14 protein-coding genes and 2 riboswitches are annotated in these 15,266 nt (G+C 49.3%); of the genes, 3 read left to right on the top strand and 11 right to left on the bottom strand.

Annotation, left to right across the window (positions count from 1 at the left end):
- Positions 1 to 25: 25 nt before the first annotated feature.
- Entirely contained in the window at positions 26 to 577 is a 552-nt protein-coding gene (locus HP399_RS06615) for a DJ-1/PfpI family protein (RefSeq protein WP_106837030.1), read from the bottom strand.
- Positions 578 to 783: 206 nt separating this feature from the next.
- On the opposite strand from HP399_RS06615, the gene HP399_RS06610 reads away from it, so the two are divergent.
- The 3 genes from HP399_RS06610 (at position 784) to HP399_RS06600 (ending at position 4,059) form a co-directional block, all read left to right on the top strand.
- Positions 784 to 1,791, top strand: a complete 1,008-nt coding sequence (locus HP399_RS06610) for a M23 family metallopeptidase (protein ID WP_173616502.1) — start codon at positions 784 to 786, stop codon at positions 1,789 to 1,791.
- A 105-nt stretch (positions 1,792 to 1,896) separates the two neighbouring features.
- On the top strand, positions 1,897 to 2,505 hold the full coding sequence (locus HP399_RS06605) for a TetR/AcrR family transcriptional regulator (protein ID WP_173616503.1): 609 nt from the start codon (positions 1,897 to 1,899) through the stop codon (positions 2,503 to 2,505).
- A 21-nt stretch (positions 2,506 to 2,526) separates the two neighbouring features.
- Complete coding sequence (locus HP399_RS06600) at positions 2,527 to 4,059, top strand: aldehyde dehydrogenase family protein (protein ID WP_173616504.1); 1,533 nt, start codon at positions 2,527 to 2,529, stop codon at positions 4,057 to 4,059.
- Between the two features lie 22 nt (positions 4,060 to 4,081).
- Here HP399_RS06600 and HP399_RS06595 read toward each other — a convergent pair whose 3' ends face one another.
- From HP399_RS06595 to HP399_RS06550, 10 genes are all read right to left on the bottom strand, one after another.
- Entirely contained in the window at positions 4,082 to 5,200 is a 1,119-nt protein-coding gene (locus HP399_RS06595) for a Ger(x)C family spore germination protein (protein WP_173616505.1), read from the bottom strand.
- Positions 5,197 to 6,285, bottom strand: coding sequence for a GerAB/ArcD/ProY family transporter (locus tag HP399_RS06590; protein WP_173616506.1), 1,089 nt, complete (start codon positions 6,283 to 6,285; stop codon positions 5,197 to 5,199). Before HP399_RS06590 ends, HP399_RS06595 begins: the two co-directional genes overlap by 4 nt.
- Before the next feature lie 4 nt (positions 6,286 to 6,289).
- Positions 6,290 to 7,768 carry a spore germination protein gene (locus HP399_RS06585; protein ID WP_173616507.1) on the bottom strand — a complete coding sequence of 493 codons (1,479 nt, stop codon included), beginning with the start codon at positions 7,766 to 7,768 and terminating at the stop codon, positions 6,290 to 6,292.
- Between the two features lie 126 nt (positions 7,769 to 7,894).
- Positions 7,895 to 8,359, bottom strand: coding sequence for a 6,7-dimethyl-8-ribityllumazine synthase (ribE, locus tag HP399_RS06580; protein WP_039959874.1), 465 nt, complete (start codon positions 8,357 to 8,359; stop codon positions 7,895 to 7,897).
- Positions 8,360 to 8,374: 15 nt separating this feature from the next.
- Positions 8,375 to 9,574 carry a bifunctional 3,4-dihydroxy-2-butanone-4-phosphate synthase/GTP cyclohydrolase II gene (locus HP399_RS06575; RefSeq protein WP_173616508.1) on the bottom strand — a complete coding sequence of 400 codons (1,200 nt, stop codon included), beginning with the start codon at positions 9,572 to 9,574 and terminating at the stop codon, positions 8,375 to 8,377.
- Positions 9,575 to 9,590: 16 nt separating this feature from the next.
- A complete protein-coding gene (locus tag HP399_RS06570; protein ID WP_173616509.1) occupies positions 9,591 to 10,247 on the bottom strand; it encodes a riboflavin synthase in 657 nt (218 codons plus the stop codon).
- A gap of 19 nt (positions 10,248 to 10,266) precedes the next feature.
- Entirely contained in the window at positions 10,267 to 11,373 is a 1,107-nt protein-coding gene (gene ribD / locus HP399_RS06565; RefSeq protein WP_173616510.1) for a bifunctional diaminohydroxyphosphoribosylaminopyrimidine deaminase/5-amino-6-(5-phosphoribosylamino)uracil reductase RibD, read from the bottom strand.
- Between the two features lie 132 nt (positions 11,374 to 11,505).
- Positions 11,506 to 11,650: riboswitch (FMN riboswitch) on the bottom strand.
- Between the two features lie 112 nt (positions 11,651 to 11,762).
- A riboswitch (FMN riboswitch) is annotated at positions 11,763 to 11,911 on the bottom strand.
- A 66-nt stretch (positions 11,912 to 11,977) separates the two neighbouring features.
- The gene (locus tag HP399_RS06560) at positions 11,978 to 12,646 is read right to left on the bottom strand and encodes an HAD family hydrolase (RefSeq protein WP_173616511.1); all 669 of its coding nucleotides are present in this window, start codon (positions 12,644 to 12,646) and stop codon (positions 11,978 to 11,980) included.
- A gap of 145 nt (positions 12,647 to 12,791) precedes the next feature.
- Positions 12,792 to 13,724 carry a c-type cytochrome gene (locus tag HP399_RS06555; protein WP_173616512.1) on the bottom strand — a complete coding sequence of 311 codons (933 nt, stop codon included), beginning with the start codon at positions 13,722 to 13,724 and terminating at the stop codon, positions 12,792 to 12,794.
- 158 nt (positions 13,725 to 13,882) lie between these two features.
- Positions 13,883 to 15,262, bottom strand: a complete 1,380-nt coding sequence (locus tag HP399_RS06550; protein WP_173616513.1) for a sigma-54-dependent transcriptional regulator — start codon at positions 15,260 to 15,262, stop codon at positions 13,883 to 13,885.
- Between the last annotated feature and the right edge of the window lie 4 nt (positions 15,263 to 15,266).

Raw genomic sequence — 15,266 nt, 5'->3', positions numbered from 1 at the left:
GACGAAAGTTTGGAGGACCTGGTTTTTACTTGAGCAAATGGAGGAATTCACGCATGAAGCCTGGCAAGTCTGGCCATGCATGTCCGGAAACAAGATTGCCATCGACATGGAGCGTTTCTGTTTGGTAGATCGCTCCGCACGCTTCTACATCGGGTCTGCATGCCTGGTAAGCTGTGATTTCACGACCGGCTAAGTGCTCTCGAACAATGGTCAATACTTGAGAGCCATGGCAGATGGCTGCGACTGGCTTTTTCGTCTCGAAAAAGTGCGCCACAATCGGCTTCAAGTGCTCATTGAGCCTAATATGCTCAGGTGCCCGTCCACCCGGAATAATCAAGGCGTCAAACGCCTCAGGGTTAATGTCTGAGAATGCAACATGGGCGGGAAGCTGATAAGCTGGCTTTTCTGTGTATGTCTCACTGTGTGCTTCGAAATCATGGCAAACGGTGTGTAGGGTTTTCACGCTGGGTGCTGCAATGACCGTTTCATACCCTTCTTCCAAGCAGCGGTAATACGGATAGAAAACCTCCAGTGCTTCTACAGCATCACCTGTTACAATCAACACTTTTTTGCTCATCACACAGCCTCCTCTTGACGATTTTTAAGGAATACACTCCTCCTGATTTCAATTCTTTAGCTGTACGGTATGCTCCTGCCTCCTTTCCAGCAATTTTACAAAACTTTCCTCGACAACACCCAAAACGCTTTCCAAAAGTATCTTGGATAATCCACTCCAACTGGCAGAAACTACAACAAAAGACTACGAGGCTGGAGGGAGACGGCATGCGAGTTTTCCGCCTAATCATTCAGATCAGCTTGTGCGTGGTTGCAGCTATTTCACCACTAGAATCCGTCGCCGGAATTGCTCCGTCCGCCAATGAGCAAGACCCGGTTCTTCAAGAGCGCTTGCAAGTTTTTTTGCGCTTGGAATCGATGTACGGCATTCCGTGGAATTATTTAGCAGCCATTGATCAATACGAGCGAACCATGAAAATACGCCGGAAGAAGCAGGAGCAAGAAAACGTTTCACGGCTAACAGCCGTGGACATTCCAAGCGATCGTTGGGCAGGTGCATTCAATCCTGATGCAGAGGATACGAATCCGGTATCCATCCAATTTTTTAAAGGTATCGGGATGGATGGCAATGGCGATGGTGTCGCAGATCGTCACAACGATCTCGATGCACTCACTACCTTCATACACTACCTATCCCAATACGGCTTCTCCCACGAAGATTGGCAAATTGGTCTCTGGTCGTACTACCAGCGTGATCGGTCCGTGAAGACGATCAGACAGTTCGCGCAGGTGTATGGGAAGTATCAGCATCTGCACCTGGATGAACGTCATTTTCCTATCCCCGCGAGGTACGATTACAGCTACCGCAGTACATGGGGTGCGCCACGCGGCTGGGGTGGTCGTCGGATCCACGAGGGGACTGATATTTTTGCGAGTCACGGCACCCCTGTACTCAGCACAGCGTACGGAGTCATTGAGGTAATCGGCTGGAACAGGTTTGGCGGATGGCGAATCGGTATGCGTGACATGGGCAATGTGTACCATTACTTTGCACATCTGTCCTCGTTTAAAAAGGGATTGAAACCGGGTGACATCGTGGAGCCAGGAGAAGTGCTCGGATATATCGGCAGCTCTGGATATGGGAAGCCTGGCACCTCAGGCAAATTCCCTCCCCATTTGCACTACGGAATGTATCGGGAAACAGGTGGCTCAGATTGGTCATTTGATCCTTATCCGTATTTACGACGCTGGGAACGGCAAAAGAAGCGGCAATGAAGCCGCTTCTTTTTTATGGGCAGCTCTTTTCATTGACAGACATCATCCGTAAAAATACAATAAAATCAGAAAAACTGGACAGTCGTCCAAAAAAGAGGTGAGAAAGTGACTACCCAGAAAAAAGCCGAAGCAAAACGGACATTTTTGATTGAGCAAGCGACTGCTTGTCTGGCTGAAAAAGGGTATGCCCATGTTTCCTTGCGCGACATAGCCAAGGAATCTGGCGTCTCACTTGGCATTCTGCATTATTACTTTGCAAGCAAAGAAGAGCTTTTGCTCGCTGTAATCTCTAGCTACAAAGGACGCTTTATGGAGGAATTGGAACGCGAAGTGCTCGTAGCTCCATCTGGCGAATGGTCAGCTGCTCTAGCCCGTGTCTTGTGCCGAAGTCTACAAGAGGATCGGAAGCTGCATCGGCTCTGGTATGACTTGCAGGTACAGTCCATGTACGTTCCTGCGTTTGGTGAACAGGTAAAAGTCATTCGGTCCCGGCTGCATCAGCTCATCTCTCGTATGCTCGTACGATTGCAGCGCGAAGAACAATCCTCATTGACCATCGACGAAGACTCCGCAATCTCACTCATTTACTCTGCAATCGACGGATTCCTTTTTCAATTTTTGCTCGATGAGTTACAGAAGCCGGAAGAAGCGATTGCCCGTTTTGAACAGACCTTTGCCCATTTGATGCATACACTCTTCTCTTCTGAATCCTAATCTCCTGAATCGAGGTGAATCATGATGGCAGTCATGTCCATGAAAAATCCCGCCACTGGTGAGCTGCTTGGCTCTTTACAGGAAGCGACTCCAGAACAAGTAGAAGATGCGATGGCACGTGCGCGTCTTGCCTTTCCAGCTTGGTCCACTACAACGTTGGCCGAGCGTCTGGACTATTTGACACGGTTGCGGCACTATTTAGTCGATCACGGCGAAGAAATCGCCCGAAAAATTAGTGAGGCTACCGGAAAAGTTACATTGGAAGCATACATGACCGAAATTTTTGTCACTGTCGACACGATCCGTTTTTATGAAAAACATGCCTATTCGATGCTGGCCGATCAGCCGGTACCAACCTCTATCGTGCTGTGGCCGAAGAAATCGTATATCCACTACAAGCCAATGGGTGTCGTCGCGGTCATCTCTCCGTGGAATTATCCGTTTCAGCTCGCCATCATTCCCGTATTATCTGCCCTCGTAGCAGGCAATACCGTTATCTTAAAACCTTCCGAGGTGACTGCTTCTACCGGACTGCTCATGGAAGAGGTGTTTTCCGCTGTTTCTATGCCGGATGGAGTCGTGACCGTCCTGCATGGAGGACGCGAGGCTGGACAGGCGCTGGTAGCTGCTTGCCCAGATAAAATATTTTTCACAGGCTCTGTTGCGACAGGTAAAAAAATTATGGCGGCAGCATCGGAGCATTTGATCCCGGTAGAACTAGAGCTGGGCGGAAAAGACCCGATGATCGTTTTTGAAGACGCTCATCTGGAGCGGGCAGCAAATGGCGCGGTGTGGGGGGCTTTTACGAACTCCGGACAGGTATGTATGTCTGTCGAACGGCTTTTTGTCCATGAAAAGATCTATCCTGAATTTCTCAAGCTGGTTACCGAAAAGACAAAAGCATTGCGCCAAAGTTATCCGAATCAGGCCGAAGTCGGTTCGATGACGTCTTCCCAACAAATCGGCATTGTCCACGAGCATGTGAGCGAAGCACTGGCTGCGGGCGCGACAGCAGTCACCGGAGGACTCCCTTCCTCTGACAGCATGTATATCGCGCCGACCATTCTCACAAACGTGACATCTGACATGAAAATTATGCGGGAAGAGACCTTTGGTCCGGTATTGCCGATCATGACTTTTGCCACCGAAGAGGAGGCTGTCCGCCTGGCTAACAGCTCACCGTACGGGCTGAATGCCTCGGTATGGTCATCTGATAAAACAAAAGCGGATCGCGTAGCTCGTCAGCTCGAAAGCGGCAATGTGTGCATCAATGACGTCATTATCAGCTACGCCAATCCCCATCTTCCTTTTGGCGGGGTCAAACAGAGTGGCATCGGTCGTTATCGCGGACCTTCCGGATTGCAAGCCTTTACGCACAGCATCTCTGTCATCCATGATCCGGGCAAACGTAAGCGTGAGTTCAATTGGTATCCGTATACGAAAGATCAGGAGCTCACCTTTATTGGATTGACGAACCTCTTGTACGGCAAGCTCCAAAATGTAAATCGCCGGACTTTGAGTGCGATCTGGCGCGAATTCAAGCGTCTGTTCTAACCATACGGAATGCTATCGCTCCTTATTTCAGTGTGCCAAAACCGACGATATCCACATGAACCTTGACGTTGATTTTCGCTTTTTTATAAAGGGCGAGACCCGTTTCGCGTGTCCATTTGCCATAATATTTTTGGCGAATGCTCTCCTCGAGCTGCGCCGGGTCAACCCCTTGCTTTTGAAAACGTACCAGCATCTCCATGCTTTCCTTTTTGATCCGTTTCTCAAGCTCTTGAACTATGGTTCGAAATTGAGCCCGCTTCTCCAAATCCTTGCTGCCTGAATAGCCCACCAGCATCCCTCTTACCCGAAGCTCGATGTTGATGACAGGCTTTTTCAGGCTGCCTTTGCTTCTTACCTTCGTGTTTGCCCGCACAAAATCGAAGACGACCTTTTCCGATTGTTTTTTACCTGCCTTCGTCTCGTGCTGGAACTCGAAGCTCATACGGGGCAAGCGTTCTCTTCCCAGAAACCCTTGAACCAACTTCCCCTCTCGCTGTGAATACAATCCGATCATCTTGTCTACTCGAAAGAGAGCCACCTTGCTGATTTGAATCTCTCCGTCAATGTGGATGAGATAAGGAAGATTGGGGTCCATTGTGTTGCTGGTCATCATAAAAACATAATCGTGAATGGTCGCAAAAGACGAAAAGGCCGTTTCCACTCGCGGACGGAGCAAGTTGTTCAAGTACGTGTTGATTTCCGGCCTGTGGTTATAGGTTCCTTTGATGACATCTTTCGCTTTTCCTTTTACGACGGCAATGTATACATTTTCTCCTACAATCGGATTGCGATAGAGATCAAGGATGACTTTTCCGATCCCGACTTTACGGGCGTATTCTTCACTGAACAAAATCACACGCAATTGCGAGAGAGACATGGTCCTCTCTGCTTTTGTCGCGAGAGTCAGCATTGCCTCGCTCGTCATCGAGGCATGAGTCGAGTACACCTGTGTGGATTCCTTATTTTTGGAGGGAACTGGTACCGATACGGTGATATCGATCTTTTCACGATCCACATAATCGAAGCCCATAACCCCAATCATGGCCATGTCTTCCAGTGCTGGCCGTTCGAGTTCGCCCCCACAACCGCAAAGGCTGAGCATGAGGATAACCGTAACAATGAACCAGCTCGCCCTCTTCATGATACTCGCTCTCCTCTACCGAACCTCAAGGAATGAAGCAATAACAAAATAATCGGCCACAAGATCAATCCATAGGCCATATAAACAGAAACCTTGTCATAAATGTAGCGTTGTTTTTCTACAGATAATGGCCCCACAATGAATAGAAACGAAATGATTGTCGGTAAAAGCAGATGCCACAGCCGAGTCTTTTCTGCCATCTCTTCAAGGCCGGTACGGGCAACCCACAAGTATCCCGTGCTCGTACTGAGAATGAGGAAGACCCAAAGACCAATCCCGAGATTTTCGATCCGCTCCAAAAAAGACAGCTCTACAGCCTTAAACAAATTCAAAACGGGATAAATGAGATTGTCCATTTGCCATTCGGAAAAATAAGCTACACTTGTGATCAAGATCATGACGTACAACAAAACCACAATCCATACCCCAATCAACACATGCTTGTGTGCCTTGTTCTTCTCTTGGATATATGGGTAGAAAAACAGGACCAATTCATACCCAAGCATGCTCGCGTAAGAATTGTGCACCGTTTCGGCTATACTTCGCCAATCCGTATTAAAAAGAGGAAAAATATGCATCATTCCTCCCTTTTGAAATCCGTACTGCAAAAGAAAAATCATCCAGCCCGTAAAAAAGAACGTTAGCAGGCAAAAACGCGCGATCAATTTAATGCCGCCGTTTGTAATGTAGACCATGACCAATGTCAATCCAAGCAACGGCAGTGTGACTGTCTGATTGCTCAGCATGGAGGTTTGCACCAGCCTAACGTATCCTTCATTGGCGGTAGATACGTTTAGAATGGCGTAGACGATGATCAGGATATTGAAACAGCGTCCCAGCCATTTTCCCAACAGCTTTTCGTGAATCCGAAAAAGATTATCCTCTGGATAGCGACGGCACAAGGCCATCATCGGAATTAGCGTTAAGCTGACAATGCATCCCAGCAAAATCGGAGACCACCACAGATTGTAGCCCATTTTACTTGCATGATGAGCCAGTCCAAGTAAATTAACCCCCACCATCGTATTCATAATCAATCCGATTACCAGGATCGGATTCAGGCTGTGAATTCTCCCTCTATCCATCTCCCTAGTCCTCCCCAACTGGCCGGACATGCTTTTGCTTTGCCCGGGACATGCGGTTGCGATTGACGATAAACCTTAATGGTGCACGTACGAGACTATTCATCAAATCGGTCCATTGACGCGGAACCCCCGGAGCCATGTACGGCGTCCCGAGTGATGTCAAATTGAGCAAGTGTGCGAATAAAAACGCCAGTGCCAGTAGCTGGCCGTACATGCCCAATACACCTGCCATCAAGATGAAACCATAGCGAACGAGCCGAATCGCATTACTCATCAAAAAATTGGGTGGCACAAAAGAAAGCAGTGCCGATACGGAAACAAGGACGATCAAGATATTACTGGCTAACCCCGCTTGTACAGAGGCTGTCCCGATCACGATACCGCCAACGATACCGATTGTCTGTCCGATTTTAGTCGGCATGCGTATCCCCGCTTCCCGCAGGATCTCGATGACGAGCTCAATAATGAGCACCTCGATCACGGGCGGAAAAGGCACCCGACTGCGTGATTCAGACAAAATCGTCAGTAAAGCGGGGGGAAGCATTTCCGGATGATACGTCAAGACAGAGACGTAACTGGATGTGAGCATAATGGTGATAAATAAACCGAAAAAGCGAATCATCCGCAGCAAGCTTGCCGTTGACCATCGATTGTAAAAGTCTTCGGGGCTGCTAAACATCTCCAGAAAGGAAGTCGGGCAGATTGCGGCATCCGGGCTGCCATTCAGCATGATCACGATTCTACCGTCCAACAAAGCTGCTGTTGCATTGTCAGGCCGCCCCGTCAAGCCAAACTGCGGAAACGGAGAGTACGGCTTGTCCTCCAGCATTTGCTTCAATATAGGCATCCCGACAAATCCGTGGTAAATAACATTGTCGATCCTTTTTTTCACACGCTCCACATTTTCCGCGTTCGCGATATTGTCCAAATAAATCACAGCTACCTTGTTCTGCGCCTGGGTGCCAATCGTGTAGCTCGATACTTTCAGATGAGGCGTAGCGAGTCTTCTCCGAATCAAAGACAAATTGATCTCCAGCATTTCAACAAAGGAGTCTTGCGGTCCAAGGACGGTCGCCTCCGTCTCGGATTTCGTAATGGAACGATGCGCGACCTGAAATGTATTCACATGCAGAATGAGATCCCTTTCCAAGAAAAACAAGATGGTATGACCACGTAGCAAGTTACTCATCAACGTCTCCATATCGTCGAGAAGACATTCCTGTGAAAAAGGGAGCGCCTGCATCGGATCTTTACCATCAGAACGCTGTAACGGAAGAAAGACATTCTCATAAATCTGGGACACATCCACCAGCGTATCGAGAAAAAAAACGTGTACCTCTTCGTCATTCATCTTCAATGACAAGCTGCTGAGGTCATCCACGTTTTGCATACATTGTTTTACCATATCCGGTGTAATTTGTTCGATGCGCCGCTTTGCTTGTACGGCCTCTACTTGCGCTCTCCACCAATCAGTCGGTCTCACGCTAGATCCCCCCTTTATTCAGGAAAATCTTTCTTACTTTGACCTGTCCGTGGTGATTTTATCCAAAAAAATAGAAAACGGGAGCCGAAGCCCCCGTTGAAATATCTCGTTCTCCATATGAACTGATTAGGCGAACTGCTTAGATAAATTAGCCATTTCGATCGCTGCCGTTGCTGCTTCCCAGCCTTTGTTGCCTGCTTTTGTTCCCGCTCGCTCGATGGCTTGCTCGATATTGTCTGTCGTCAAAACACCAAAAATAACAGGTATCCCAGTCGAAAGAGATAGGGACGCAACTCCTTTTGCGGTCTCATTGCAGACGTAATCGAAGTGTGGAGTGGAGCCACGAATGACAGCTCCCAGTGTAACAACCGCATCATAGCGACCGGATTCCGCCATTTTTTTAGCAATCAACGGAATTTCAAATGCCCCTGGTACCCAAGCCACGTCTACCTGCTCATCTTCTACGCCATGACGCTTCAGGGCATCGAGCGCCCCTCCGACCAGCTTGCTTACGATCAATTCGTTAAAACGTCCTGCCACAATCCCTACACGCAAACCTGTTCCAACCAAATGTCCTTCAAAAGTTTTCATGCTCATTCCCTCTCCTTATCCGTGCAGATGAAGCAGGTGACCCAGCTTCTCTTGTTTTGTTGATAGGTACTGTTTGTTGTGCAGATGCTCCTGCATTTGAAGCGGCACCCGTTCTTCTACTGTTAATCCGTAACCGGTAAGCCCGCGGATTTTTCGTGGATTATTAGTCAAAAGCCGCATGCGTTGCACTCCTAAATCTCGCAAAATTTGCGCACCGATACCGTAATCTCGCAGATCAGCGGCGAATCCTAGCTTTTCATTGGCCTCAACCGTATCCAAGCCTTCCTCCTGCAACTTGTAGGCACGTAGCTTATTAATCAAGCCAATGCCTCTGCCCTCCTGGCGCATGTACAATAAAATGCCACGTCCGTTCGCTTCGATCTGTTCCAATGCAGCGTGTAGCTGTGGACCGCAGTCGCAGCGATGAGAGCCGAAAATATCTCCTGTCAAGCACTCCGAGTGCACGCGGATGAGAATGGGCTCATCCGGTCCGATCTCTCCCTTGATGAGAGCCACATGCTCTTTACCATCCAGCTCGTTCGTATAGGCCGCCATCCGAAAATCACCGTAGGCGGTCGGAAGCTGCACTTCGATTTCCCTTTTCACCATGGATTCCGTCCGCATCCGATACGCTATCAAGTCTGCGATCGTAATCAGCTTGAGATCAAAGCGGCGTGCGATCTCTTGCAATTGCGGCAGACGTGCCATGGAGCCATCCTCGTTCATAATTTCGCAAATGACTCCCGCCGGTATGCCCCCCGCCAAGCGAGCCAAATCAACTGCCGCCTCCGTATGTCCCGCTCTGCGCAATACACCGCCAGACTTCGCGATTAACGGAAAAATATGTCCCGGTCTACGGAAATCTTCTGCGGTCTTTTGATCATCCAGCATCGCCAAGACAGTCTGAGAGCGCTCATGAGCGGATATCCCTGTGTGTGTACTCCCTTCATCGATGGACACGGTAAAAGCCGTTCCTTGCTTGTCTGTATTGGACTTCACCATCGGATGGAGCTCCAAACGAGTTGCGTGCTCTTCTGTCACCGGTACGCAAACGAGTCCCCTTCCATGTGTAACCATGAAGTTGATCATTTCAGGCGTAGCCGCTTCGGCCATGCAGACAAAATCTCCTTCGTTTTCCCGATCCTCATCATCTACCACGATGACCGCCTTGCCCTGACGCAAATCTTCTAATGCTTCTTCTATGCGATGAAACATACTTTCTCCCTCCTTCTCACGCGAAGCCATTTTCCTGCAAAAAGGCTAGACTGAGCCCGCCAGATTTCTCTGTACCGCCATGGTTTTGATAACCTAACAAACGCTCTACATATTTGCCGATGACATCTGTTTCAAGATTCACCAAGTCCCCAGGTCGTCTGTCTGAAAGACTCGTATTCGCCAGCGTATGCGGAATGATTGAAACGGTAAAACCGTTATCGTTTACGTCCACCACGGTGAGACTGATGCCGTCTATGCAAATCGATCCACGGGCAATAACATACTTCAACAGCTGCGGTTTGGCCTCAATCCGAAACACGACAGCATTCGCATTCACCTCTCGTGAAGCAACCATTCCAGTCCCATCTACATGCCCGGAGACGATATGCCCGCCAAAACGGTCCCCCAGCCGCATCGCTCTCTCCAAATTCACTCGCTGTCCGCTGCGTAATTGCCGCAAGCTCGTCTTGTTCATCGTCTCTGGCATCACATCGACGCTAAACTGACGATTCGTATAAGAAGTAACCGTAAGGCAAATGCCATTGACCGAGATACTGTCCCCGAGCTTCACCCCTTCGAGTACCTGCTGTGCGCGGATGACCAGTCGACTCGCCTGCTCGTTCCCTTGAATCGATTCCAACACGCCCACTTCTTCGACCAGTCCCGTGAACATGCTCTCTCCTCCTCACTTGCTACGTCTGATCCTCCCATTGTGGGTACCCGATGATTTGTACATCACCTTTCCCGATCGGTGCGATCGTCACATTTGTCAGCTGTACCGCTTCTCCCATCGTCGCAAAGCCTTGACCACCGAACGGCGAGGGCGCGCCGCTTCCCCCGATCAGCTTTAGCGCGATATGGCTCACGACCTTTTGAATTGCTCTCGCCTGCAAAAAGGAGCCATTGACTTCCTGCCCGCCTTCCACAAGCAACGAGGTAATCCCCAGCTCTCCCAGCGTATCCAGCACCTTTTCCACGCGAATTGGCGCTTCCGTCGTGATGACCTTTACTCCTCTTACCGCAAGCAGCTTCTGCTTTTCCCTTGGTGCTGCATCTGTCGTAAAGATCCATGTCTTCGTATCTGCATTCTGGACGACACGGGCATCCAGCGGCGTCCGTAAATGACTGTCCAAAATCACGCGAACTGGCTGACTTCCAAAACACTGCTCTTCCTGGCGCGCCGTCAACAGTGGGTCATCAGCGAGAATCGTCCCAACCCCAACCAGGATCGCATCGTGCTGCCTGCGCAGTTCATGCACCTCTGCACGAGCCTCTGCTCCAGTAATCCACCGACTGTGTCCCGAGAACGAAGCGATTTTCCCGTCCAATGTGCTGGCCGTCTTTACCGTTACAAATGGACGTCTGGTCTGGATGTAATGGAAAAAGACTTCATTGAGCGCCTTCGCTTCCTCTTCTCTCACGCCCACCGCCACTTCCATCCCTGCTGCCCGCAGCATCTCCATTCCTCTTCCCGCCACTAGTGGATTCGGGTCGAGCGTCGCTACAACGACACGACTTACATCAGCTGCGATCAGCGCCTCTGCACACGGCGGTGTTTTCCCGTAGTGACTGCAAGGCTCCAGCGTCACGTACACGGTCGCGCCTTGCGCTTTTTCCCCAGCCATCCGCAGTGCGTGCACCTCAGCATGGGGCTCTCCTGCCCGCAGATGCGCTCCCATTCCCACGATGATTCCATCCTTCACAATCACAGCTCCGACCATGGGATTCGGGCTGGTTTGGCCTCTTGCCGATCGTGCCAGTTCCAGCGCCAGATCCATGTACTTGCTGTCCTGTTCCATACCGCACTCCTTTCTGTTCCATCATTCCAGCCAAGCACAACGCAAAAAGCCCTTGAAACCTCAGAACGTTTCAGGGCATAGGGAAAGAAGCCTTACCTCATCCGTTTTTCGAAAAAACAAATGAAGAAAGCACAAAATCTTCTTCCATCCGGACTGTACCGTCGGCTCTGGGTTTTCACCAGATCAGTCGCTGTAAGCGTGGTCAGCGAGTCGCGGGCTCAGACGTACGTACGTCATTACCGCCGGTCAGGAATTTCACCTTGCCCTGAAGATTGTCGCTATGAAGTTTTAACGAAAAACAAAAACGCCCATGAATATTATGCTCAGGGCGTTCAGAAAGAAGCCTTGTTTCTACCGTTTTTTGAAAAAACAGCGAAACAGGCCGTTCCAAATACCTTCTCCCATCCGGACTGTACCGTCGGCCTTGGATTTGCACCAAGTCAGTCGCTATCAACTGCTTACGATAGCGAGTCGCGGGCTCAGACGTGCGTTCGTCATTACCGCCGGTCGGGAATTGCACCCTACCCTGAAGGCTGGTATTCAGTTAGGCAAAGTATAGCACATTTTTCACTATTGTCTGTAATCATTTATTGGAGAAGTGCACTTACTCTTGCTCGCACTCTTCGAGGACCGTCAGGAGTTCTTTCAAATCATTTATGTACGCCTTTGGCACAACACCATTTTGCTCCATGTCCTGCTCATTCCCTTGATAGGCAATAAAAGCGACTTGTCCGTCGCAGGCCGCCTTACCATCGATCCACGAATCCCCGATCATCGCCCAAGCCGAAACAGGCCAATCTGGCTTGCGGCTGCGAATATAGTGAATGCCCGATGGAGATGGCTTCAAGGTCGTCATCTGCTCGCGGGCGACGATTTCGTCAAAGTAGGAGGCGATTCCCGTCTCGTTCAAAGCCTCCTCTGCAGCGGCATACGCGTTGTTGGTTAGGATATACAGCTGATAGCGGTTCTTTAACTCCTCTAGCACTTCTACCGCGTGCTGCTCCAATACAGCTCCATGCATCCCTTCCTTCTCGATCGCGGTTACCGCATCCCACATCGCTTGCTCCAGCTCTATCGTCATCTGCTCCGCTTTTCTCCCGATCTCAATGAGCTGCGATGCGGTATGCTTTTCCCACTCAAGTGTTGGAGAAACGATCCCATTGTCTGCCCATAGCTGAAAAATAGCCCGCTTCATCTCGGTAAAATTGATCCTGGATTGCAGCAAGGTGTTGTCCATATCGAAAATAATGCCTTTTTGAAAGGTTCTGCTCATTTTGTGCCTCCTTTTTTAACTACACGCCATGCTGGTTCAAGAGTTCACCCATGTGGGGGATACTTCCATTTTATCAAAAAGAGGACCATCCCTCAGTCATTTAATAACTTTTGGGACAGCCCTTTTTGGGTTAGGTATTGTGTTCCTATTGCTTCTTCTTGGCGCTGTCTACTTCATACGGTACATCCTTTGGAACTCCACCAGCTGGCCAGTCTTTTGCCTTTTTGGCAAAGTCTGGACGAGGCTTGGACAAAATATAGGCTGCTAGGTCCGCTGCTTCTTGATCTGTTAACGAGCCTTGCTTGATACCGCCCATTTCCCCTAGAGGCATATTGCGTTGAATGTAGCCAGCAGCTTTGGAAATTCGGGCCATACCTGCACCAATATTGAAGGAGTTATCCCCCCATAGCGCTGGTCCAGTGTTTGGTCCTGTTCCTGAACCATCAGCTGCATGGCATTGCAAACACGATTTTTGAAAGAGGGCTTCTCCATTTGCCACATTCGGTTGAGGTACGCTCTTCATATCGTTTTTCTCTATCCACGGGCGCTCTTTAATTCCTACTGGTACATCTGTTGAGATATATGTCAGATAGGCAACCATCGCTCTCATTTCATCGCTGTTGTAAGGCAATGGCTTTCCGTTCATGCTTCGTTGAAAACAACCATTGATGCGATCCTCAATGGTAATCACTTTGCCTGACCTTGGAATGTACTGGGGATAGACTGCGGTGACACCCGTTAAAGGGGAGGTCGCATCCATTCCGGCATTACCGTGACAGCTGGAGCAGGAGAGCTTATTCCCTGTGTATTCAGGGATCACTGTGCTCGTTTCATTCATTAACTTATGTCCATACTTAATCGATTCTCCCAATGGCCCTTCTGGCACCTTGTCCATACTAGGCGGGGTGTAGGAATCTAGATTGATCGCTCCAGCTGCCCCACTCGCTGTTTTATCTTTGGCCTCACTCGCTGTTGAGGTGGGTTGAGCTGTCGGCTGTGTAGCACAGCCTGCAAAGACCAGCATCGCCACTACCACCATAGACAGCTTCTTCCAGCCTGTCTTCTCTTTTTTTATCATAGGTCTCACTCCTCCATGTTGATCGTGCATTCACTACAGGAGAGTAGCAAGAGGCGTGCCATACGATAAAAGCAGGAAAACGAACGGCTTGACGCTTCCAAACAGTAAGAAAAAGAAAAGACCATGCCAAAATGTCATGGTCAGTACGCGACAAAATGTCACGGTCGCAGCTCGTACTCTTCGATTTTTCGATATAGGTTGCGTACGCTGATCCCTAGCTTCTCAGCTGTCTTGGTCTTGTTCCACTGCAAAACGTCCAGCACATGCTTGATATGTTCTCGCTCTACATTTTTCAGTAAAAATGCCTCTTCCTCCCCAATTTCTGCTGAAGAAAAGAGCTTCCTATCTGACGGGTTGTGAGGTACTGACTGTTCGTGTGGAAAGAGATCCTTGTCGTCAATTTCCTCTCCTTTTGCCAAAACGACAGCACGTTCGATCATATGAGCCAACTCTCGAACATTCCCCGGGAATGAGTAGGCCAAAAGAGCTGCCTGCGCTTTCACAGAAAGCGGTTTGACTGGATACTTACGCTTAAGTCGATTCAAAAAGAAAGCCGACAGTGGCAAAATGTCCTCTCTTCTCTGGGTGAGAGGTGGAATCGTTATATCCATGACATGCAGCCGGAAATAAAGATCGGATCGGAACGTTCCTTCTTCCACTTTCTTTTCCAGGTCGGCATTGGTAGCAGCAATGATACGAACATCCACCTTGTGCAGAATCGGGCTCCCTATTCGGCGAAATTCGCCGGTTTCCAAAAAACGGAGCAGCTTGACCTGCAAAGGAAAAGGCAAGTCCCCTACTTCATCCAAAAAGAGCGTCCCCAGGTGGGCAATCTCTACCAGTCCCTTTTTCTGTGCAGTTGCGCCTGTAAAGGCTCCCTTTTCGTGCCCGAACAGTTCACTTTCCAGCATCGTTTCAGGTATCGCCCCTAAATTGATCGGTACGAATGCCTCTGATGCTCTCTCACTACATTCATAAATGAGTCTCGCGATGACATCCTTCCCTGTTCCACTTTCCCCTTTTAAGAGAACGAGAAAGTCCGTACTGGCTACTCGCTCGACAGTAGCTAGGACCTCTTTTAGCTTCGGGCTTTCCGCAACGATTTGAAACGTCGTTTTCCCGTTTGTCGATAGAGCTTCCTTCAACTGTTGGTTTTCCTCGGTCAACAGCTGTTTTTCGACGGCCTTGGAAATCAAAACCTCCAATTCATTGAGGTTGTAAGGTTTTGTCAAATAATCATAAGCGCCGCGTTTCATCGCTTCGATTGCAGTTTCGATAGTTCCGTGTCCGGTCACAACAATGATTTGAATGGCAGGAGAGGTTTCCTTGCACCATTGCAGAAAAGAGAGACCGTCCATCCCGGGCATTTTCAAATCAAGCAGAATGACATGAATCGTTTCGCTGGTTACTAGTTGCTGTGCACTGATTCCGTCAGATGCTTCCAGCGTGGTATATCCTTTTCTCTTTAATCGACTGGTTAATAGATGGCGGAAATCTGCTTCGTCATCAACGATGAGTATACGTGTGTCAGCGTGCATCTTT

It is taken from the genome of Brevibacillus sp. DP1.3A (assembly GCF_013284245.2).
GTDB lineage: Bacteria > Bacillota > Bacilli > Brevibacillales > Brevibacillaceae > Brevibacillus.
The sequence above is the reverse complement of the archived record's forward strand: the minus strand, read 5'-3'. Positions and strand labels throughout refer to the sequence as shown.

Coding starts and splice junctions, on each gene's coding strand:
- ribD (WP_173616510.1), bottom strand. CDS start 11,373: ATGGAACAGGACAGCAAGTACATGGATCTGGCGCTGGAACTGGCACGA.
- HP399_RS06595 (WP_173616505.1), bottom strand. CDS start 5,200: ATGAAGAGGGCGAGCTGGTTCATTGTTACGGTTATCCTCATGCTCAGC.
- HP399_RS06590 (WP_173616506.1), bottom strand. CDS start 6,285: ATGGATAGAGGGAGAATTCACAGCCTGAATCCGATCCTGGTAATCGGA.
- HP399_RS06570 (WP_173616509.1), bottom strand. CDS start 10,247: ATGTTCACGGGACTGGTCGAAGAAGTGGGCGTGTTGGAATCGATTCAA.
- HP399_RS06610 (WP_173616502.1), top strand. CDS start 784: ATGCGAGTTTTCCGCCTAATCATTCAGATCAGCTTGTGCGTGGTTGCA.
- HP399_RS06550 (WP_173616513.1), bottom strand. CDS start 15,262: ATGCACGCTGACACACGTATACTCATCGTTGATGACGAAGCAGATTTC.
- HP399_RS06555 (WP_173616512.1), bottom strand. CDS start 13,724: ATGATAAAAAAAGAGAAGACAGGCTGGAAGAAGCTGTCTATGGTGGTA.
- HP399_RS06600 (WP_173616504.1), top strand. CDS start 2,527: ATGATGGCAGTCATGTCCATGAAAAATCCCGCCACTGGTGAGCTGCTT.
- HP399_RS06560 (WP_173616511.1), bottom strand. CDS start 12,646: ATGAGCAGAACCTTTCAAAAAGGCATTATTTTCGATATGGACAACACC.
- HP399_RS06575 (WP_173616508.1), bottom strand. CDS start 9,574: ATGTTTCATCGCATAGAAGAAGCATTAGAAGATTTGCGTCAGGGCAAG.
- ribE (WP_039959874.1), bottom strand. CDS start 8,359: ATGAAAACTTTTGAAGGACATTTGGTTGGAACAGGTTTGCGTGTAGGG.
- HP399_RS06615 (WP_106837030.1), bottom strand. CDS start 577: ATGAGCAAAAAAGTGTTGATTGTAACAGGTGATGCTGTAGAAGCACTG.